This is a genomic window from Herbiconiux sp. L3-i23 (assembly GCF_023734115.1).
Taxonomy (GTDB): domain Bacteria; phylum Actinomycetota; class Actinomycetes; order Actinomycetales; family Microbacteriaceae; genus Naasia.
In genome coordinates this window covers 644,244-660,641 of the sequence record NZ_AP025737.1, presented here as the reverse complement: position 1 = coordinate 660,641, position 16,398 = coordinate 644,244, and the positions used below count along the sequence as shown (strand labels likewise).

General features: G+C 70.6%; 15 protein-coding genes. 4 read left to right on the top strand and 11 right to left on the bottom strand.

The genetic code is table 11. The annotated features are described in order from the left end of the window. Nucleotides 1-2: 2 nt before the first annotated feature. Both cofD and cofC read left to right on the top strand, forming a co-directional pair. Nucleotides 3-1,004, top strand: coding sequence for a 2-phospho-L-lactate transferase (gene cofD, locus NGH83_RS03110; protein WP_251857609.1), 1,002 nt, complete (start codon nt 3-5; stop codon nt 1,002-1,004). After that, on the top strand, nt 1,001-1,627 hold the full coding sequence (cofC, locus tag NGH83_RS03105; RefSeq protein WP_251857608.1) for a 2-phospho-L-lactate guanylyltransferase: 627 nt from the start codon (nt 1,001-1,003) through the stop codon (nt 1,625-1,627). The genes cofD and cofC overlap by 4 nt, the downstream gene beginning before the upstream one ends. Here cofC and NGH83_RS03100 read toward each other — a convergent pair. From NGH83_RS03100 to NGH83_RS03070, 7 genes are all read right to left on the bottom strand, one after another. Beyond that, a complete protein-coding gene (locus tag NGH83_RS03100; protein ID WP_251857607.1) occupies nt 1,596-2,828 on the bottom strand; it encodes a cytochrome P450 in 1,233 nt (410 codons plus the stop codon). The genes cofC and NGH83_RS03100 overlap by 32 nt on opposite strands. Nucleotides 2,829-2,833: 5 nt before the next feature. Continuing rightward, nucleotides 2,834-3,859, bottom strand: coding sequence for a glucose-6-phosphate dehydrogenase (coenzyme-F420) (gene fgd, locus NGH83_RS03095; protein ID WP_251857606.1), 1,026 nt, complete (start codon nt 3,857-3,859; stop codon nt 2,834-2,836). Nucleotides 3,860-3,900: 41 nt separating this feature from the next. Next, nucleotides 3,901-4,707, bottom strand: a complete 807-nt coding sequence (locus NGH83_RS03090; RefSeq protein WP_251857605.1) for a coenzyme F420-0:L-glutamate ligase — start codon at nt 4,705-4,707, stop codon at nt 3,901-3,903. Nucleotides 4,708-4,710: 3 nt separating this feature from the next. After that, nucleotides 4,711-5,712: a TIGR03557 family F420-dependent LLM class oxidoreductase gene (locus NGH83_RS03085; RefSeq protein WP_256470117.1), complete on the bottom strand. Its 1,002-nt coding sequence runs from the start codon at nt 5,710-5,712 to the stop codon at nt 4,711-4,713. Between the two features lie 441 nt (nt 5,713-6,153). Continuing rightward, nucleotides 6,154-6,666 (bottom strand): pantetheine-phosphate adenylyltransferase, encoded by a 513-nt coding sequence (gene coaD, locus NGH83_RS03080; protein ID WP_251857604.1) that lies wholly within the window; start codon nt 6,664-6,666, stop codon nt 6,154-6,156. A 96-nt stretch (nt 6,667-6,762) separates the two neighbouring features. Continuing rightward, on the bottom strand, nt 6,763-8,940 hold the full coding sequence (locus tag NGH83_RS03075) for an ATP-dependent DNA helicase RecG (RefSeq protein WP_251857603.1): 2,178 nt from the start codon (nt 8,938-8,940) through the stop codon (nt 6,763-6,765). Nucleotides 8,941-9,230: 290 nt separating this feature from the next. After that, nucleotides 9,231-10,937, bottom strand: coding sequence for an acyl-CoA dehydrogenase family protein (locus NGH83_RS03070; protein ID WP_251857602.1), 1,707 nt, complete (start codon nt 10,935-10,937; stop codon nt 9,231-9,233). Nucleotides 10,938-11,141: 204 nt separating this feature from the next. Between NGH83_RS03070 and NGH83_RS03065 the strand changes: the two genes are divergently transcribed. Next, nucleotides 11,142-11,708 (top strand): RsmD family RNA methyltransferase, encoded by a 567-nt coding sequence (locus NGH83_RS03065; RefSeq protein WP_251857601.1) that lies wholly within the window; start codon nt 11,142-11,144, stop codon nt 11,706-11,708. A gap of 35 nt (nt 11,709-11,743) precedes the next feature. Here the strand turns inward: NGH83_RS03065 and NGH83_RS03060 are convergent, their stop codons facing one another. After that, nucleotides 11,744-12,775: a thiamine-phosphate kinase gene (locus NGH83_RS03060; protein WP_251857600.1), complete on the bottom strand. Its 1,032-nt coding sequence runs from the start codon at nt 12,773-12,775 to the stop codon at nt 11,744-11,746. 43 nt (nt 12,776-12,818) lie between these two features. Here NGH83_RS03060 and NGH83_RS03055 point away from each other — a divergent pair, with 43 nt between their 5' ends. Continuing rightward, nucleotides 12,819-13,316, top strand: a complete 498-nt coding sequence (locus NGH83_RS03055; RefSeq protein WP_251857599.1) for a DUF3515 family protein — start codon at nt 12,819-12,821, stop codon at nt 13,314-13,316. A 108-nt stretch (nt 13,317-13,424) separates the two neighbouring features. On the opposite strand, the gene NGH83_RS03050 is transcribed toward NGH83_RS03055, so the two are convergent. The 3 genes from NGH83_RS03050 to NGH83_RS03040 form a co-directional block, all read right to left on the bottom strand. Further along, a complete protein-coding gene (locus tag NGH83_RS03050) occupies nt 13,425-14,504 on the bottom strand; it encodes a D-alanine--D-alanine ligase family protein (RefSeq protein WP_251857598.1) in 1,080 nt (359 codons plus the stop codon). Between the two features lie 6 nt (nt 14,505-14,510). Further along, nucleotides 14,511-15,521, bottom strand: coding sequence for an NAD(P)H-dependent glycerol-3-phosphate dehydrogenase (locus tag NGH83_RS03045; protein ID WP_251858434.1), 1,011 nt, complete (start codon nt 15,519-15,521; stop codon nt 14,511-14,513). A gap of 74 nt (nt 15,522-15,595) precedes the next feature. Beyond that, nucleotides 15,596-16,396 (bottom strand): 1-acyl-sn-glycerol-3-phosphate acyltransferase, encoded by an 801-nt coding sequence (locus tag NGH83_RS03040; RefSeq protein WP_251857597.1) that lies wholly within the window; start codon nt 16,394-16,396, stop codon nt 15,596-15,598. Nucleotides 16,397-16,398 lie beyond the last annotated feature (2 nt).

Genomic DNA, 16,398 nt, shown 5'->3' with positions numbered 1-16,398 from the left:
CGATGACCCGCATCGTGGTGCTTGCCGGCGGCGTCGGCGGCGCCCGCTTCCTGCGCGGGGTGCGCGAAGAGGCGAGGCGTCGCTTCCCCGACGGCTCCGGCGGTACGACGGCGGCCATCGCCGCCATCGTGAATACCGGTGACGACGCCTGGCTCGCGGGGCTGCGCATCACCCCCGACCTCGACTCGATCATGTACACCCTCGCGGGCGTGAACGACGAGCAGCGCGGGTGGGGGCGACTGGGCGAGAGCGAGCGGGTCAGCGCCGAGCTGCGCGAGTACGGGGTCGGCTGGCCGTGGTTCACTCTCGGCGACCTCGATCTCGGCACCCATATCGCCCGCACCTCGTGGCTGCGCGACGGTCTTCGGCTGAGCGCGGCGGTCGAACGCCTCACCCGCCGATGGGATCTCGGCGGGGTCCGACTGCTGCCGGCGACCGATGACGAGGTCGAAACGCACGTGCGGGTCCGCGACGGAGACGTCGATCGCGAGCTGCACTTCCAGGAGTGGTGGACGCGGTACCGGGCCGCCCTGCCCGCGCGGGCCTTCGTCCAGCGCGGCGTCGAGGCCGCGCAGCCGGCTCCCGGAGTGCTCGACGCGATCGCGTCGGCCGACGCCATCCTGCTCGCCCCGTCGAACCCGGTCGTGTCGATCGGCACCGTGCTGGGGATTCCGGGCCTCCGCCAGGCCGTCACCGGCGCGTCCGCCCCGATCGTGGGCGTCTCCCCGATCATCGGCGGCGCCGTCGTGCGCGGCATGGCGGACGCGTGTCTCGCCGCCATCGGCGTGGAGACCTCGGCCGCCGCGGTCGCGGAGCATTACGGCCGACGCGGGCGCGGCGGGCTGCTCGACGGCTGGCTCGTCGACGACCGCGACGCGGAGTCCATGGCAGCGGTCGCGGCGTCCGAAATCGCGGTGTCGTCGCTGCCCCTGTTGATGCGCGACGCCGACACGTCGGCGGCCATCGCGGCCGCGGCCCTCGACCTCGCCGGCGTGCACCGATGACCGCGGGACGCTGGTCGGTCGTCGTGCCCGTCAAGGGCGCCGCCGGCAAGTCGCGTCTCGGAGACGACCCTCGCCGCGCCCGGTTCGCCTGGGCATTCGCTCAGGACGCCGTCGCTGCGGTCGTCGCCACCGCCGACGTCGGCGAGGTGATCGTCGTCTGCGCCGACGTCGAGGACGCACGCCGGATGTTCCCCGCCGCGCGCATCGTCGCCGACCCGGGCCGCGGACTGAACGCCGCCATCCGGGCGGGTCTCGAAACGGTCCCCGACGCTCGGGCGGACACCGCGGTGCTCCTCGGCGACGTGCCCGCGCTCACCTCCGGGGAACTGGCTGCCGCCCTGCTCGCCGCCCGAGGATTCGAGCGGGCGCTGGTTCCCGACGCGGACGGCTCGGGCACGGTGCTGACGACCGCGCGGGAAGGCACCCGCCACGTTCCGCGGTTCGGCAGCGACTCGCGCGTGCTGCACGAGGCGGTCGGCTACCGGGAGATCTTCGTCCCCGCCGAATCGGGGCTGCGCCGCGACGTGGATGCCCTGTCGCACCTCGAGGGGATCGATCCGTCTCGGCTCGGCGCGCACACGCGCGCGGTGCTCACCGGAAGCGCAGCACCACTCCGCTCCTGATCTCGGCGGGCATCCGGTCGAACCGCACGGCAAGATCCTGGTCGAGCGCCGCCGACCAGGGCACCCGCGACAGCAGCGTCACGAACACCTGCAGCAGCGCCTCGGTCGCGGGCTCGCCGGGGCAGCGGTGGTCGGCCGTGTAATCGCCTGCCCCCTGCGCGACGATGTGTCGGGCATCCCCCGCGCCGCGCGAGTAGCGGGTCGGATCGAACGACATCGGCGACGGCCACAGCCTCGCGTCGTGGTTCGTGCCGTAGAGGTCGAGCATCGTCCAGGTGCCCTGCGGCACGGTGTCGCCCCGCCAGTCGAGGTCGGTGCGCGCGCGGCCGGCGATCACCGGGAAGAACGGGGTGCGGCGGCGCACCTCGTGCACGAAACCGTCGAGCAGCGCGAGGTTTCCCGACCGGAAGGCGTCGAGCAGGTGCGGTGTGCGGATCAGCGCGAGCGCCGCGAACTCCGCGAAGAGCGCGACGGCCACGGTGGGGCGCAGCAGGTTCAGCAGCTCGACGGCCGCGGTTCTCGAGTCGAGTAGTTCGCCGTCGGCTTCCCGCCACTCCGACACCGCAGCGAGGGGCGTGCCCTCGACGGCGGCCTCGCGTCCGGCACGCACGTCGTCGATGAGCTCCCGAGCCCACTTCTCCGTGCGCCGCCGGCGCGCCAGCGCCGACACGGTCCCGACCCCGAAGGATCCGGCGTTCTCGACCATCGCCCAGAGCTCGGGGCCGCGCTCCTCGCGCTGCATCCGATGCTTGGGGATGCCGGCGAAGCGCATCGCGATCCCCGCGAACAGGTCGGGCAGCACGTCCCGGAGCCGGATCAGTCCCGCCCCGCGCCACTCGAGCAGCGCCTCGCTGAAGGCGCTCTGCGCGATGCCGGACAGCCGCGCCTCGGCGGAGCCTTCGAGCAGTTCGACGAACCCCGTCTTGCGCTTCGCGTGGGCGCCGTCTTCGAGGGTCTGCACGCTGCCGCGGTCCTGAAGCAGATGCACGACCGTCGGCGGCATCGCATGCGCCCGGTCGAACCGCCCGCCCTCGTAGAAGAACCGGGCGGCCTCCCCGCCACGGAGGCAGAGGACGGGGCGGAGGGCGATGCGGGTGCGGAACGCGTCGACGCCCAACCGGTCGGCGTTCTTCGACACGAAGCGATACCCGTCCCCGAGGAACTGGAGCGTGCTGTCGGGCGCTCTGAGAGCGGTGATCACGGCGATCAGCCCCGCTGACGCAGTCGCGGCGCGAGGTCCCGCTCGAACAGTTCCATGAATCGACGCTGGTCGTGCCCGGGTGCGTGGAAGACGAGATGGGTGAAGCCCCAGTCGATGTACTCGCCGATGCGGGCGGCGACCTCGTCCGGGTCGTTGCCGACGATCCAGCGAGAGGCGATCTGCTCGATCGGCAGCGCATCGGCCGCCTTCTCCATCTCGATCGGGTCCTTGATCGAGTGCTTCTGCTCGGGCGAGAGCGACAACGGCGACCAGAAGCGGGTGTTCTCGAGCGCCTGGTCGTAGTCGGTGTCGTACGACAGCTTGATCTCGATCATGCGGTCGATCGTGCCGGGGTCGCGCCCGGCGGCCTCGGCGCCCTCCTCGACGGCGGGCAGCAGCTTGTCCACATAGAGTTCGGCGCCCTTGCCCGAGGTGCAGATGAAGCCGTCACCCGCGCGACCCGCGTACTTCGCGACGACCGGTCCACCCGCCGCGATGTAGATCGGGATACCGCCCTCGGGGCGGTCGTAGATGCTCGCGTCGTGCGTGCTGTAGTAGTCACCCTCGAAGTTGACGCGCTCACCCGTCCAGAGTTCGCGCATGAGCTTGACGCTCTCACGCAGGCGCGCGAAGCGCTCCTTGAACTCGGGCCAGTCCTGCTCTCCCGCGCCGCGGAAGCCGGTCGCGATCTCGTTGAGAGCCTCACCGGTGCCGACGCCGAGCATGATGCGACCCGGGTATAGCGACCCGAGCGTCGCGAACGCGTGGGCGATGACGGCCGGGTTGTAGCGGAAGGTGGGGGTGAGCACCGAGGTGCCGAGCTGAATGGTGCTCGTGCGCTCCCCCACCGCGGCGAGCCACGCGAGCGAGAACGGCGCATGCCCGCCCTCGTGCCGCCACGGCTGGAAGTGGTCGCTCACCGTCGCGCTCTCGAAGCCGTGGGCCTCGGCCTCGACGGCGAGTTCGACCAGCTCGCGGGGCGCGAACTGCTCGGCGGATGCCTTGTAACCGAGCTTCAGCGGAAGCGTCATGGTGTCTCTCTCCTCGTGATCATCGGGTCGTGTCAGGGTGACTAGTCGCGGTCGTCGTCATCGGCGCTCGCCTCCGCGGTGCCGGCGTCGTAGCCGTCGCGGTACCCCTCGTCGTACGCCTCGTCGCTGCCGAGGCGGAACATGTCCTGCTCGCCGACGCGCACGAGGCTGCGCGCTCCGGGTTCGTCGTCGGCGTCGGGGGCGGAGACGAGGTGGCCGAGTCCGCGGACGACGGCGACGGGCCTGCCTGCGGCCTTCTCCTTGACGAGGTCGGCCGCGGCGGCGATCTCATCGGCGACGGCGGGCATCGTGACGCTCAGCTCGCGTCCGTCGGCGTCGGTGCGTCCGCGGAGGTCGTCGAGCACGCGCACTCGGGCGGCGCCGATGGCCGCATCCGTCTGGCCGACCCGCCACGCGCGACCGAGGGTGTCGGAGACGATGACGCCGACCGAGACGCCGAGCCGGGCGCCGATCCCCTCGGCGATCGCCCGCGCCGACGCGTCGGGGTCGAGCGGAAGCAGCAGCACCTGGCCGTCCGGCACGTTGCTGGCGTCGACGCCCGCGGCGGCCTGGACGATGCCGAGATGGTTCTCGACGATCCGCGTGACCCCACCCGGGTAGGCGCGGGTGGCGACGACGCGCACCGTCTCATCGGTGATGGCCTGCTCCCGGTCGGCCGCGGGCACGAGGCGCCCTTCCGCCTTGGAGACGATCTTGCTGCTGATCACGAGGATGTCGCCGTCCGCGATGTCGTCGGCGACGGCGTCGCCGAGGAGCGCGACGAGGTCGTCGCCAGGCGCGACCTCGGGGATGCCGGCGACCGACCACACGCTGAATCGTTCGGCCATCGTCTACCTCCTCACCTTCGGCAGGACGTCCCGGGCGAACACGTCGAGGAAGGCGCGTTGATCGCGTCCGGCGTTGTGCAGGTAGATGCGGTCGGCACCGAGGTCGGCGTAGCGCTGGATGGCGGCCCGGTGCACATCGGGGTCGCTCGAGACGATCACGCGTCCCTCGAAGTCCTCGGGGCGCACCAGGCGTGCCAGCTGCTCGAACTCGAACGGCGATCGGATGTCGCTGCGACCGAATCGCATCGCGCCGACCGGCCACTCGCGCATGGCGTTCGCGAGCGCCTCTTCGTCGGTCGGAGCCCATGACAGGTGCAGTTGCAGCACCTTGGACGTGGCGGAGCTCTGCCGTCCGCTTTCGCGCAACCCCTCGTCGAAGCGGGCGAACAGGGCTGCGACCCGGTCGATCGGGGCTCCGACGGTCATGATGCCGTCGACATGCTTGCCGGCCCGCTTCGCCGTGACGGGTCCCGCGGTGGCGACGATGATCGGTGGCGCCTCGTCGGGCATCGTCCAGAGCCGCGACGATTCGAGCTTGAAGAACTGCCCCGAGTACTTCACGTCGCGTCCGGCCCGCGATCCGGTGAACAGCTTCTGGATGATCTCGATCGCCTCGAAGAGCCGGTTGATGCGCTCGGGCGCTTCGGGCCAGTACTGGCCGACGACGTGCTCGTTGAGCGCATCCCCGGCGGCGAGCCCCAGCCAGTGGCGCCCCGGGTACATGGCGGCGAGCGTGGCGGACGCCTGCGCGACCACCGCCGGGTGCATGCGGAACGTGGGCGCGGTCGCACCGGTGCCGACGTCGCCGGTGGTGCGCTCGGCGATCGCGGTGAGCACGTTCCAGACGAACGAGCTCTGCCCTTGGGTGGGGGTCCAGGGCTGGAAGTGATCGGAGGCCATCGCGCCGACGAAGCCCGACCGCTCGGCATGCTCGGCGAGCTCGACCGCCTCCCGCGGCGCGAACCGCTCGAGCATCGCGGCGTACCCGATGCTCAGCTTCGTCACCCCTCAATCCTGCCACCCGGCCGAGAACCCGACGTACAGCATCTGCACGGCCGGCCCGCAGGAACTCCTCCCCCACCCACCGCAGACCAAATGCAGGAGAAATCGACGCCGGAGGTCCGCTTCGGGCACGTTTGGGGCCTGATCGCGCAGAATCTCCTGCATTCGGTCAGCCACTACCGACTGACCCAGGTGCCCACTGACCAAATGCAGGAGAAACAGACGCCGGAGGTCCGATTCGGGCCCGTTTTGGGCCCGGCCGCGCAGAATGTCCTGCACGTGGTCAGCCATCACGGCTGCTCCCGGGTGTCACTGACCGAATCAAGGAGATTCCCGCGAGAACGGGCCCCGATCCCCATGAACATGTGACTAGGCCTTGCTTTTTCCTTGATTCGGTCAGCGCGGGTCGCTTGCGCGCGGACCGAGTCACGTCGATCGCGTCGGTCAGTCGGAGCCGGGACGCAGGCTCGCCGACGTGCTCGGCTGAAGGTATTCGGCCACGACTCGTGGGACGTACGGCGCCACGTCGCCGCCGAGCGCCGCCACCTGCCGCACCAGCGAACTGGACACATGCGCGTGCGCGGGGTCGGGAAGCAGGAACACGGTCTCGACGCGAGCGAGGTTGCGGTTGACGATCGCCATGGGCGTCTCGTAGGCCACGTCGACCTGCGAGCGGATGCCCTTCACCAGCACGCTCGCGCCGACATCGGTGCAGTAGTCGACGAGCAGCCCGACGCTCCACGACGCGACCCGCACCGTGCGCGGAAGACCCGCGTCGGCGATGGCCGTCTCGAGCAGGTCGACCCGCTGGCCGATCGGCAGCAGCGCCGACTTGTCGGGGTTGTGCACGACGAGCACATGCAGCTCGTCGAACAGGTTCGCCGCCCGTTCGATCACGTCGAGGTGTCCGAGGGTGACCGGGTCGAACGACCCGGGAACGACGGCGATCCTGGTCATGCCTCCAGGCTATACGTCCGCCTCGTCGGCGCGTCGAGCAATGGCTGGCGTCCCGTCACGATTCGACACGATGAGCACCGGACGAGGTGCGCCGGTCTAGTTCTTCGCGAGGAACTCGCGCGACTGATCGTCGAGACGTCGTTCGATGGCGCCGCGCAGCGCCGGATGGCTCGCGAGGATCGGATCGGAGTCGAGCAGCGACGACGCGGCCTCCCTCGCCTCGCCGATCAGTTCCGCGTCGGCGACGACCCGCAGCAGACGCAGAGACGACCGACCGCCCGACTGCGAGGTGCCCAGCACGTCCCCCTCGCGGCGCAGCTCGAGGTCGGCCTGCGCGAGGTCGAAACCGTCGGTGGTCGAGGCCACCACGTCGACCCGCTCGCGCGCGACGCTCTCGGCAGGCGAGGTGGTCACCAGCAGACAGAGCCCCGGCAGCCCGCCGCGGCCGACGCGGCCTCGCAACTGATGCAGCTGCGAGACGCCGAAGCGGTCGGCGTCGAGCACGATCATCATCGACGCGTTGGGCACGTCGACCCCCACCTCGATGACGGTCGTCGAGACGAGCATGTCGATCGAACCGGCGGCGAAGGCGCGCATGATGTCGTCCTTCTCGTCCGCCGACATGCGCCCGTGCAGTGCGGCGATCCGTCGCCCCTTCAGGGCCTCGACCTGCGGGAGCAGCTTCATGGTCGCCTCGACCGACGCGCGCGGAGCGGGTCTCGCGTCGCCGTCGGCGGGCTCGTCGTCGACGAGGTCGGTGTCGGCCTCGACCGAGACGTCGTCGATGGCGGGGCAGACGACGAACACCTGACGCCCCTTCTCGATCTCCTCCGCGGCGCGCTGCCACGCCCGGTTGATCCAGCCGGGATGATCGGCGAGCGCGACGACGAAGCTCTCGATACCCGCGCGGCCGACCGGCAACTCGCGGATGACCGACACGTCGAGGTCGCCGAACACCGTCATCGCGACGGTCCGCGGGATGGGCGTCGCCGTGAGCACCAGCACGTGCGGCGGGGTGCTGCCCTTCGCCCGCAGCGCCTCGCGCTGCTCGACGCCGAAGCGGTGCTGCTCATCGACGACGACGAGGCCGAGGTCGAAGAAGGTGACCTTGTCGCCCATCAGCGCGTGGGTGCCGACGACGATGCGCGCCTGCCCGGTCACGACCCGCAGCAGCGCCTTCTTGCGCTCGGCGGTCGACATCTGCCCGGTGATGAGGGTCGGCATGAGTTTTGCGGCGAGGTCGGGCCCGAGGGAGCGGACGATCGAACGCAGGTGCTGCGCGGCGAGCACCTCGGTGGGGGCGAGCAGCGCGGCCTGCCCGCCCGCGTCGGAGACCTGCAGCATCGCCCGAAGCGCCACCAGGGTCTTGCCCGATCCGACCTCGCCCTGCACCAGGCGATTCATCGGGAACTCGGCTTCGAGGTCGCGGGCGATCTCCTCGCCGACACGCTGCTGGTCAAGCGTCAGGTCGAACGGCAGTGCGTCGTCGAAGCGCTCCCGGTCGGCGCCCCCGATCGCGCGGCGCGAGGTGGTGGGCACGGAGCGGGCCGCCATGCGCTGTTCGAGCAGGGCCGTCTGCAGCACGAAGGCCTCCTGGAAGCGCAACGCGTCGCGCGCCCGCTTCCAGTCGACGTCTTTCGCCGGATGGTGGATGCCGTTCAGTGCTGCCGCATAAGAGACGAGGCCGCGCTCACGACGCACGTCGTCGGGCACCGGATCGTCGACCCTGCCGACGGCGTCGAGCACCAGCTCGACCGCCTGTTGGATCTTCCAGCTCGGCATCGTGCTCGTCGCCGGGTAGATCGGCACCGGTGCGTCGGTCCACTCCTTCGCGATGCCGCCCGCGAGGGGCGCCGCATCGTCGGGGAAGAGCTCGTAGTCGGGGTGCGCCAGCTGCGCGAGACCGCGGTAGCGGCCGACCTTGCCGGCGAAGATGCCCCGCACACCCGGTCGGAGGTCCTTCTCGCGCCACGCCTGGTTGAAGAAGGTGAGGGTGAGCATGCCGTTGCCGTCGGAGATGACGACCTCGAGCACCGAGCCGCGGCGCGACTGCATCTTGCGCTCGGTGGCGCGACGCACCTCGGCGACGATGGTGACGTTCTCACCCTCGGGCAGCTCGGCGAGCGAGGTCAGCTCGCCCCGCTTGGCGTAGCGGCGCGGGTAGTGGGTGAGCAGGTCGCCGGCGGTGACCATGCCGAACGCCTTCTCCAGGACGCTCGCCGTGCGCCCGCCGAGGAGATCGGCGAGCTTGCGCTCGAGAGGTGCGACGGCCACCCGACGAATATACGGCCCCCCTCCGACCCTCCCCCGAGATCCGATATTGCGGGCACAAACGCACGTTCCGGCGGGCGCACATGCCCGGAACGTGCGTTCTCGTCGGGCGCTCGGGAAGGCTGCGGTCCGGGCGACTCAGCAACGGCCTGCGCCCAACTGCATGCCATCTCCTGCGCAGGCTTCTTCTCGCTCTGCACGAGAACGCACGTTCCGGGCACACGTGCGGTCCGGAACGTGCGTTCGTGCCCGCACCCCTCGCGGCAAGCGTGCCGCGTGGGGCCCAATCGGATCTAGAGGGCGAAGGGGTAGCCGGAGCGGGCCGCGCGGCCGATCTGGTGGGTGTACTTGTCGTCGTTGACCTCCAGTGCCCGGAACGACCGGTTCACGGCGCGGGCCTGGCTCTTGCAGAAGTTGATCGCGACCGTGCGCTCCGCCTCGCTGGCGAGTTGCCCATCGCGCTCGATGACTGCCGAGCAGCGGGACACCGTCGCCACCTGCGCGTAGATTCCGGCCGCCGCGTCGGCGAGCCGCTTCTGCACGAGCTGCTTCTCCTGCACCTTCGACCCGTACTTGCGAAGCGCCCCTTCCGCGGCGCCGCGCAGACGCGCCGCCTGCTCCCCGATGGTGCCGACCTGACGGCTCAGCGACTCGTGCGCACCCTCGAGCTTCTCCGGTCGCAGACGCTGGCTCACCCGCTCGCGCACGTACGGCGCGAGCACGCCGATCGCCTTCGCGGGGTCGCTGACGCTGATGCTCTTCACATCGGGCAGGCGCTCCGACAGCGCCTTCAGGCCGTTCAACGCGGTGAACGCCCGCATCACGTCGTTCGCGCCCTCGAAGATCGGAAAGATGCGGAAGTCGCGCAGCGCCTTCGCGAGCGGATGGTCGTTCATGTACGCGGTTCCGCCGTGCAGCTGGAAAGCACGGTTGAGGGCGTACCATCCGACGTCGCTCGCGGTCACCTTCGTCATCGCCGATTCCAGCGCGAAGTCGGCGTCGCCCCGATCGACGAGTCCTGTGGTGAGGTAGCTCATCGATTCGAGGCCGTAGATCTGCGTCTGGATCCACGCGATCTTGTCTTCGACCATCTCGAAGTCGATCAGCTCCCGGTCGAACTGGCGACGCGTGCTGGTGTGCTCGATCGCGAGCTGCTGGAAGCGCTTCATGCCGCCGGTGATCGACGTCCCCATCGACATGCGCCCGTTGTTGAGGGTGTTCATCGCGATGCGGAAACCGTCGCCGGGCTCGCCGAGGAGGTTCTCCGCGGGCACCCGCACGTTGTTGAATCGGACGCGCTGCAGCCGGTTGGCGCGCAGGCCGAGCGTGTCGAAACGGGGTCCGGTCTCGAGCCCCTCCGATCCGCCTTCGACGATGAGGGCGACATGGCCGAGCTCGCTGCGGGCGAAGACGGTGAGCACGTCGCGGTCGCCGTTGCCGATCCACCGCTTCTCGCCGTTCAGGATCCAGCTGCCGTCGCTCTGCCGCTCGGCGCGGGTCTCGAGGTTGTAGGCGTCGGATCCGACGTTCGGCTCGGTGAGCACGAACGCGGCGAGCTTGCGGCCGGCGGCGAGGTCGGGCAGCCACCGCTCCTTCTGCTCGTCGGTGCCGTAGAGGAACAACGGCTTCGTGCCGATCGACTGGTGCACACCCATCACGACCGAGAGGGTGCCGTCGACGCGACCGAACTCCTCCATGACGCGGCAGTATCCCGACTGGCTGAGGCCCTGGCCGCCGTACTTCTCGTCGACGAAGAGGCCGAGCAGCCCGAGCTCCCCGAGATCGCGGATGGTGTCGTCGCCCACCCAGCGCTCCTCCTCGGCCCTCGCGGGGTCGTACGAGGTGGTCAGGTACTCGCGCGCGGCGGCGGCCAGGCGTTCCGTCTTCGCCTTGTCCTCGCCGTGCTGGAGCGGGAAGGGCATGACGAGTTCACTCGCCACCTGCCCGTGGAAGAGCGATTTGGTGAATGACGGCTTCTGCGCACGGTCGACTGTGGCCATGACCGCATTCTGGAGGTCTTCGACACGGGCAGTCGACTCCGTTGTCGATCCCCTACAGCTCCCCTGCCCCCGCGAGCGCGGAGTGTTGTCGCGAGCGCTCCAGTTCCTCCCCTTCGCTCGCAGCACCACGTCCCTCGCGCCGAAACACGCGTGGGACCTGGCTCGCGAAGGCGGATGGGGGGAGGACGTAGTGTTCTAGACGCAATGACCCGCATCATCTCCGGCTTCGCAGGCTCGCTCGCGCTGCGCGTCCCCCGCTCCGGCACGAGGCCCACCAGCGACCGGACCCGCGAGGGCATCTTCTCCGCGCTCGTCGCACGGGACGCGATCGACGAGGCGCGGGTGCTCGACCTGTACGCCGGATCCGGGGCGCTCGGTCTCGAGGCCGTCAGCCGCGGGGCGACCTCGGCCGTGCTCGTCGACCGATCGCACGACGCGGCAACGGTGTGCCGGCGCAACGCGCAGATCGTCCTGAAAGCTGCCCCCGCGCCGTCCGCACTGTCCATCGAGGTGGCCGCGCGTCCTGTGCTCGGCTTCCTCGAACACGCGAGCGCCGAATGGGATCTGGTCTTCATCGACCCGCCCTACGAGGTCGACGAGGCGGAGATCGCGGCCGTGCTCACCCACCTCGGGCCCCGCCTCGCCCCCGACTCGACGGTCGTACTCGAGCGCAGCACGCGCTCTCCTGCGCCGGCCTGGCCCGACGGCTACCACCCGCAGCGCTCCCGCGAGTACGGCGAGACGGCCGTGTACTTCGCGACGACCGACTGACCCAACACTCGCGCACTCAGGTCGGAGCGGCCGGCTCAGCCGACGGCGCCGTTCCAATCGCCGAACGGATCCCAGCCGCCGCGCGCGAGCGACGGATCGCGTCCGTCGATCGTCACCGTGTCGCCCTCGACCACGCGTCCGAGAACGACGAACCCCTCCGGCACGTCCTCCGCAGAGAAGGCGGCGAGCAGAGGGTGGTCCTCTCCGCCGGACAGTACGAGGTCGGGCGCCTCGTCGGCGAGGTCCGGCGCGAGCGCCACGATCCGGCTCGCGAACGGGGCGAGCGCGGCGGACTCGAAGTCGATGCCCGCCCCGCTGGCCGCGGCGATGCGCGCCGCGTCGATCAGCAGGCCGTCGGACACATCGAGCATCGCGGTCGCCCCCGCGAGTCCCGCGGTGACTCCCGCGGCGATCGGCGGGGACGGGCGCAGCTGTGCGCGGACGAGCTCGGGGTGCGTCGACTCGAGGTCGGTGAAGCGGCCGCGGTCGGGCCGCTCTTCGGCGTCGACGGCGTCGCGGAACAGCAGCCGGATCCCGGCCCCGGCGAGACCGAGGTCGCCGCGCAGGGCGACGACGTCTCCCGGCCGTGCGCCCGAGCGCAGCACCGGACGGCGCCCCTCCAGGTCGCCGAAGACGGTCACGGCGATGGTCAGGGTGTCGCTCGCGGACAGGTCGCCGCCGACCACTCCCGTGCCCGGCGCGAGAGCGTCGCAGCCGTCGCGGAGGCCATCGGCGATGGCCTCCAGATCGGTGACGGGCGTCTCGAGCGGGGCGGCCAGTGCGACTACCAGCGCGGTCGGCCGCGCACCCATCGCGGCGATGTCCGCGAGGTTGCTGGCGGCCGCCTTCCAGCCGAGGTCGTACGGCATCGACCAGGCCAGTCGGAAGTCGGGCCCGTGCACGAGCAGGTCGGTCGAGACGACGAAGCGGCCGTCGGGTGCGGCGACGATGGCGCTGTCGTCGCCCGGCCCCAGCTCGGCGTCGGCAGCGGCGGGAAGCCGGCGGATGATGCGCCGCAGCGCGGCCGCCTCGCCCTGTCGGCCCAGGGTGTCCGATGCTTCGATCACGGGCTCAACGCTAGCGACTGCGAGGGCCGACTACCCTTGTGATGTGCCCTCCCGTCCCCTTCGGCTGATCTCTCTCTCCGCGGGGATCGTCGGCACGATCCTCGTCGCCGCGCTCACGGGGTGCACCCCCACCGTGTCGATGACGGCCGCCGAGAACGCCGCCGACCCGGACTGCGCGGCGGTGAGCGTTCGCCTGCCGGACACCCTCGACGACCAGCCGCTGCGCGAGACCAACGCCCAGGCGACGGGCGCGTGGGGCGAACCCGCATCCGTTCTGCTGCGCTGCGGCGTCGCCTCCCCCGGGCCCACCACCGACCGGTGCATCAGCATCAGCGGCGTCGACTGGGTCGAGGACTCGACCGACGCCCCGGTCTACCGGTACACGACCTACGGCCGCACGCCAACCACCGAGGTCGTCATCGACTCGGAGAAAGCGTCGGGCACCGACGTGCTCACCGACCTGTCCGGCATCGTCGGCCTGCTGCCCGCCGATGGGGCGTGCGTGGGCGCCGCCGATGTGGAGATCCCCGAGAGCGAGTAGCTCGGCGCTGTTCGGGTGGTCCGAGAACGTACGCTCCGGGCTTGTGCGCCCGCCGGAACGTGCGTCTATGCCCGCAATATCGGAACGTGCGCGCTCGCCCGGAACGCCCTACAGGGCTTGGGCGATGAGGTCGTCGATGAGTTCGGGGTAGGTCATGCCCGACGCGATCCAGCAGGCGGGGAACATCGAGATCGGGGTGAAGCCCGGCATCGTGTTCACCTCGTTCACCACGAAGCCGTCGCCGGTGAGGAAGAAGTCGACCCGCGCGAGGCCGGCGCCGCCGATCGCCTCGAACGCATGCGCCGCGATGCGCTGCATCTCAGCCACCTCGCCCTCGTGCATGTCCGCCGGGCAGACCAGCTCGATGCCGTCGGCGCCCAGGTACTTGGCGTCGAAGTCGTAGAAGTCGCGTCCGCTGATCACGATCTCCCCCGGCACCGACACGCGAGGGGCTCCGCCGTCGAGGCCGCCGAGCACGGCGCATTCGACCTCGCGGCCGACGATGCCCCGCTCGACGAGCACCTTGTCGTCCTCGGCGAACGCGACGGCGAGCGCCGCGTCGAGCTCGTCGGCCGACGTCACCCGGCTCACGCCGACGGACGATCCGGCCCGCGCGGGCTTCACGAACTGCGGGTAGCCGAGCGCACCGATCGAGGCACGCCACCGGTCGGGCTCTGCAGCCCACATGGCCGCGGTCACGGTGACCCACGGGGCCACCTCGATGCCGGCGCCTTGAAGGACGGTCTTGGTGAAGTGCTTATCCATGCCGAGCGCCGAGGCGAGCACGCCGTTTCCGACGTACGGGAGGCCGACGAGCTCGAGCAGACCCTGGATCGTGCCGTCCTCGCCGTACGGTCCGTGCAGGATGGGGAAGACCAGGTCGACGTCGCCGAGCGAACGGATCTCTCCCCCGTCGATGACCCGCAGTTCGCGCGACCTCGCGGACTCGGGCCACAGCACCCGGGTGCCGTCGTCGCGCACCTCGGGCAGCTTCTCGGGGTCGAGAGCGAAGCGGGCGGCGTCGTCGTCTTCGAGCACGAAAGCGCCGTCGCGGGTGATGCCGACGGGGATCACCTCGTAGCGGTCGCGGTCGATGGCGCCGAGCACGCCCCCGGCCGTGGCGCAGGAGATGGAGTGCTCGCTCGAACGTCCGCCGAACAGCAGAACGAGGCGAAGGCGGTCAGCCATGGCCGGTCACTCTCCTAGCGGGAGATCGGGGTCGGTCGTGAGGTGAGGCGCGATGTCCTTCGGGTCGAGCGTACCGTCGAGCACCTGCGCCACCTGTTCGACGATGGGCATGTCGATGCCGCGCTCGCGGGCCAGCGAGAGCACCGGACGCACCGATGCGAGTCCCTCGGCCGTCTGCTCCATCGACGCGACGACCTCGTCGAACGCGTAGCCCTGACCGAGCAGCCGCCCCGCCATGTTGTTGCGCGACAGGGGCGACTCGCTGGTGGCGATGAGGTCCCCGAGCCCGGCGAGACCGGCGATGGTGCCGGGTTGCGCGCCGAACGCCTCGGCGAAGTCGGTCATCTCGGCGAGGCCGCGGGTGAGGATCGACGCCTTGGTGTTCTCGCCGTAGCCGACGCCGTCGACGATGCCGATCGCCACGGCGATGAGGTTCTTCAGCACGCCGCCGAACTCGGTGCCGATCACGTCGGTGTTGAAGAACGAGCGGAAGTAGCCGTTGGTCGCGGTGCGGGCGACGAGCTGAGCGGTCTCGGTGTCGCTCGACGCCACCACCGCGGCGGTCGGCCACTCCTTCGCCACCTCGAGCGCCAGGTTCGGCCCCGACGCGACGGCAATGCGACGTGCGTCGAGGTCGAGCACATCGGCGAGCACCTCGCTCATCCGCAGCCCGGTCTCGCGTTCGACGCCCTTCATGAGGCTGACGACGATCGCACCGCTCGCGAGCGATCCTCGAACGGCTTCGAGGTTGCCGCGCAGCGCCTGGCTCGGCACCGACACGTACACCTGCTCGGCGCCGTCGAGCACCGCGTCGAGGCGCGAGTCGGCGCGGATACCCGCCGGCAGGTTGATGCCCGGCAGGTAGTGGCTGTTGCGACGGCCGCTGTTGATCTCGGTCGCGAGTTCAGGACGTCGCGACCACAGCGCCACATCGGCGCCGCCGTCGGCGAGGACCTTCGCGAAGGTCGTGCCCCAGCTGCCCGCACCGAGCACGGCCACTCGCGCGGCGGGCGTCACCGCACCGCCGTCCTGAGCAGCGCCGTCCTGAGCCGCACCATCGGGATTCGAACCGTCCTGCACCGCACCGTCGGTCAAAAGCGCCCCGTCTCGGTCTGTCCCTTGGATTTCGGATCCCAACGCTCGGCGGGAGCCTTCTCGCCGCGCAACTGCTCGAGCAGGCCGGTGATGCTCTGCATCACGACCTCGGTCGCGGCGGTGAGCAACGCCTGATCGATCGGCTTGCCGCGGTACGCCGACAGATCGACGGGCTCGCCGAAGAGGATGTCGATCTTGGTGCGCGGAAACAGCTTCAGCTTCTTGCCGTAGCGGGGAAGCAGCCCCTGCGCGCCCCAATGGGCGACCGGGATGAGGTCGATCCCCTGCTCGAGGGCGACGCGCACCGCTCCGCTCTTGCCGCGCATCGGCCACACGTCGGGGTCTCGGGTGAGCGAGCCCTCCGGGTAGATGATGACCGCCTTCTGCTCGCGCACGAGCGCCTCGGCGGAGTCGAGCGGAACCGCGTTGCGTGTCACGCCACTGCGCTCGACCGGGATCTGTCCGGTGACGCGCAACGCCGCCCCGAGCACCGGGACCTTGAAGAGCGACGCCTTCGCCAGGAAGCGCGGTGCACGGCCGATCCGCCACAGCGCGACCGCGATGATCACCGGGTCGATGTTCGTGAAGTGGTTCGGCGACAGCACGAACGCACCCGTTTCGGGCACGTTCTCGACTCCTCGCAGGCGGAGCTTCGTGGTCGCCCGGATGAACGGGACGAGCACTCCGCCGAGTGGCCAGAACCAGGACGGCGAGTATTTCTCCGGCTTGCTGCGCTTCTCGGGCTTACCGGGCTCCGCGGGCTCGCTGCGCTGTGAAGGGCGACTGCTGCGTGGCACAG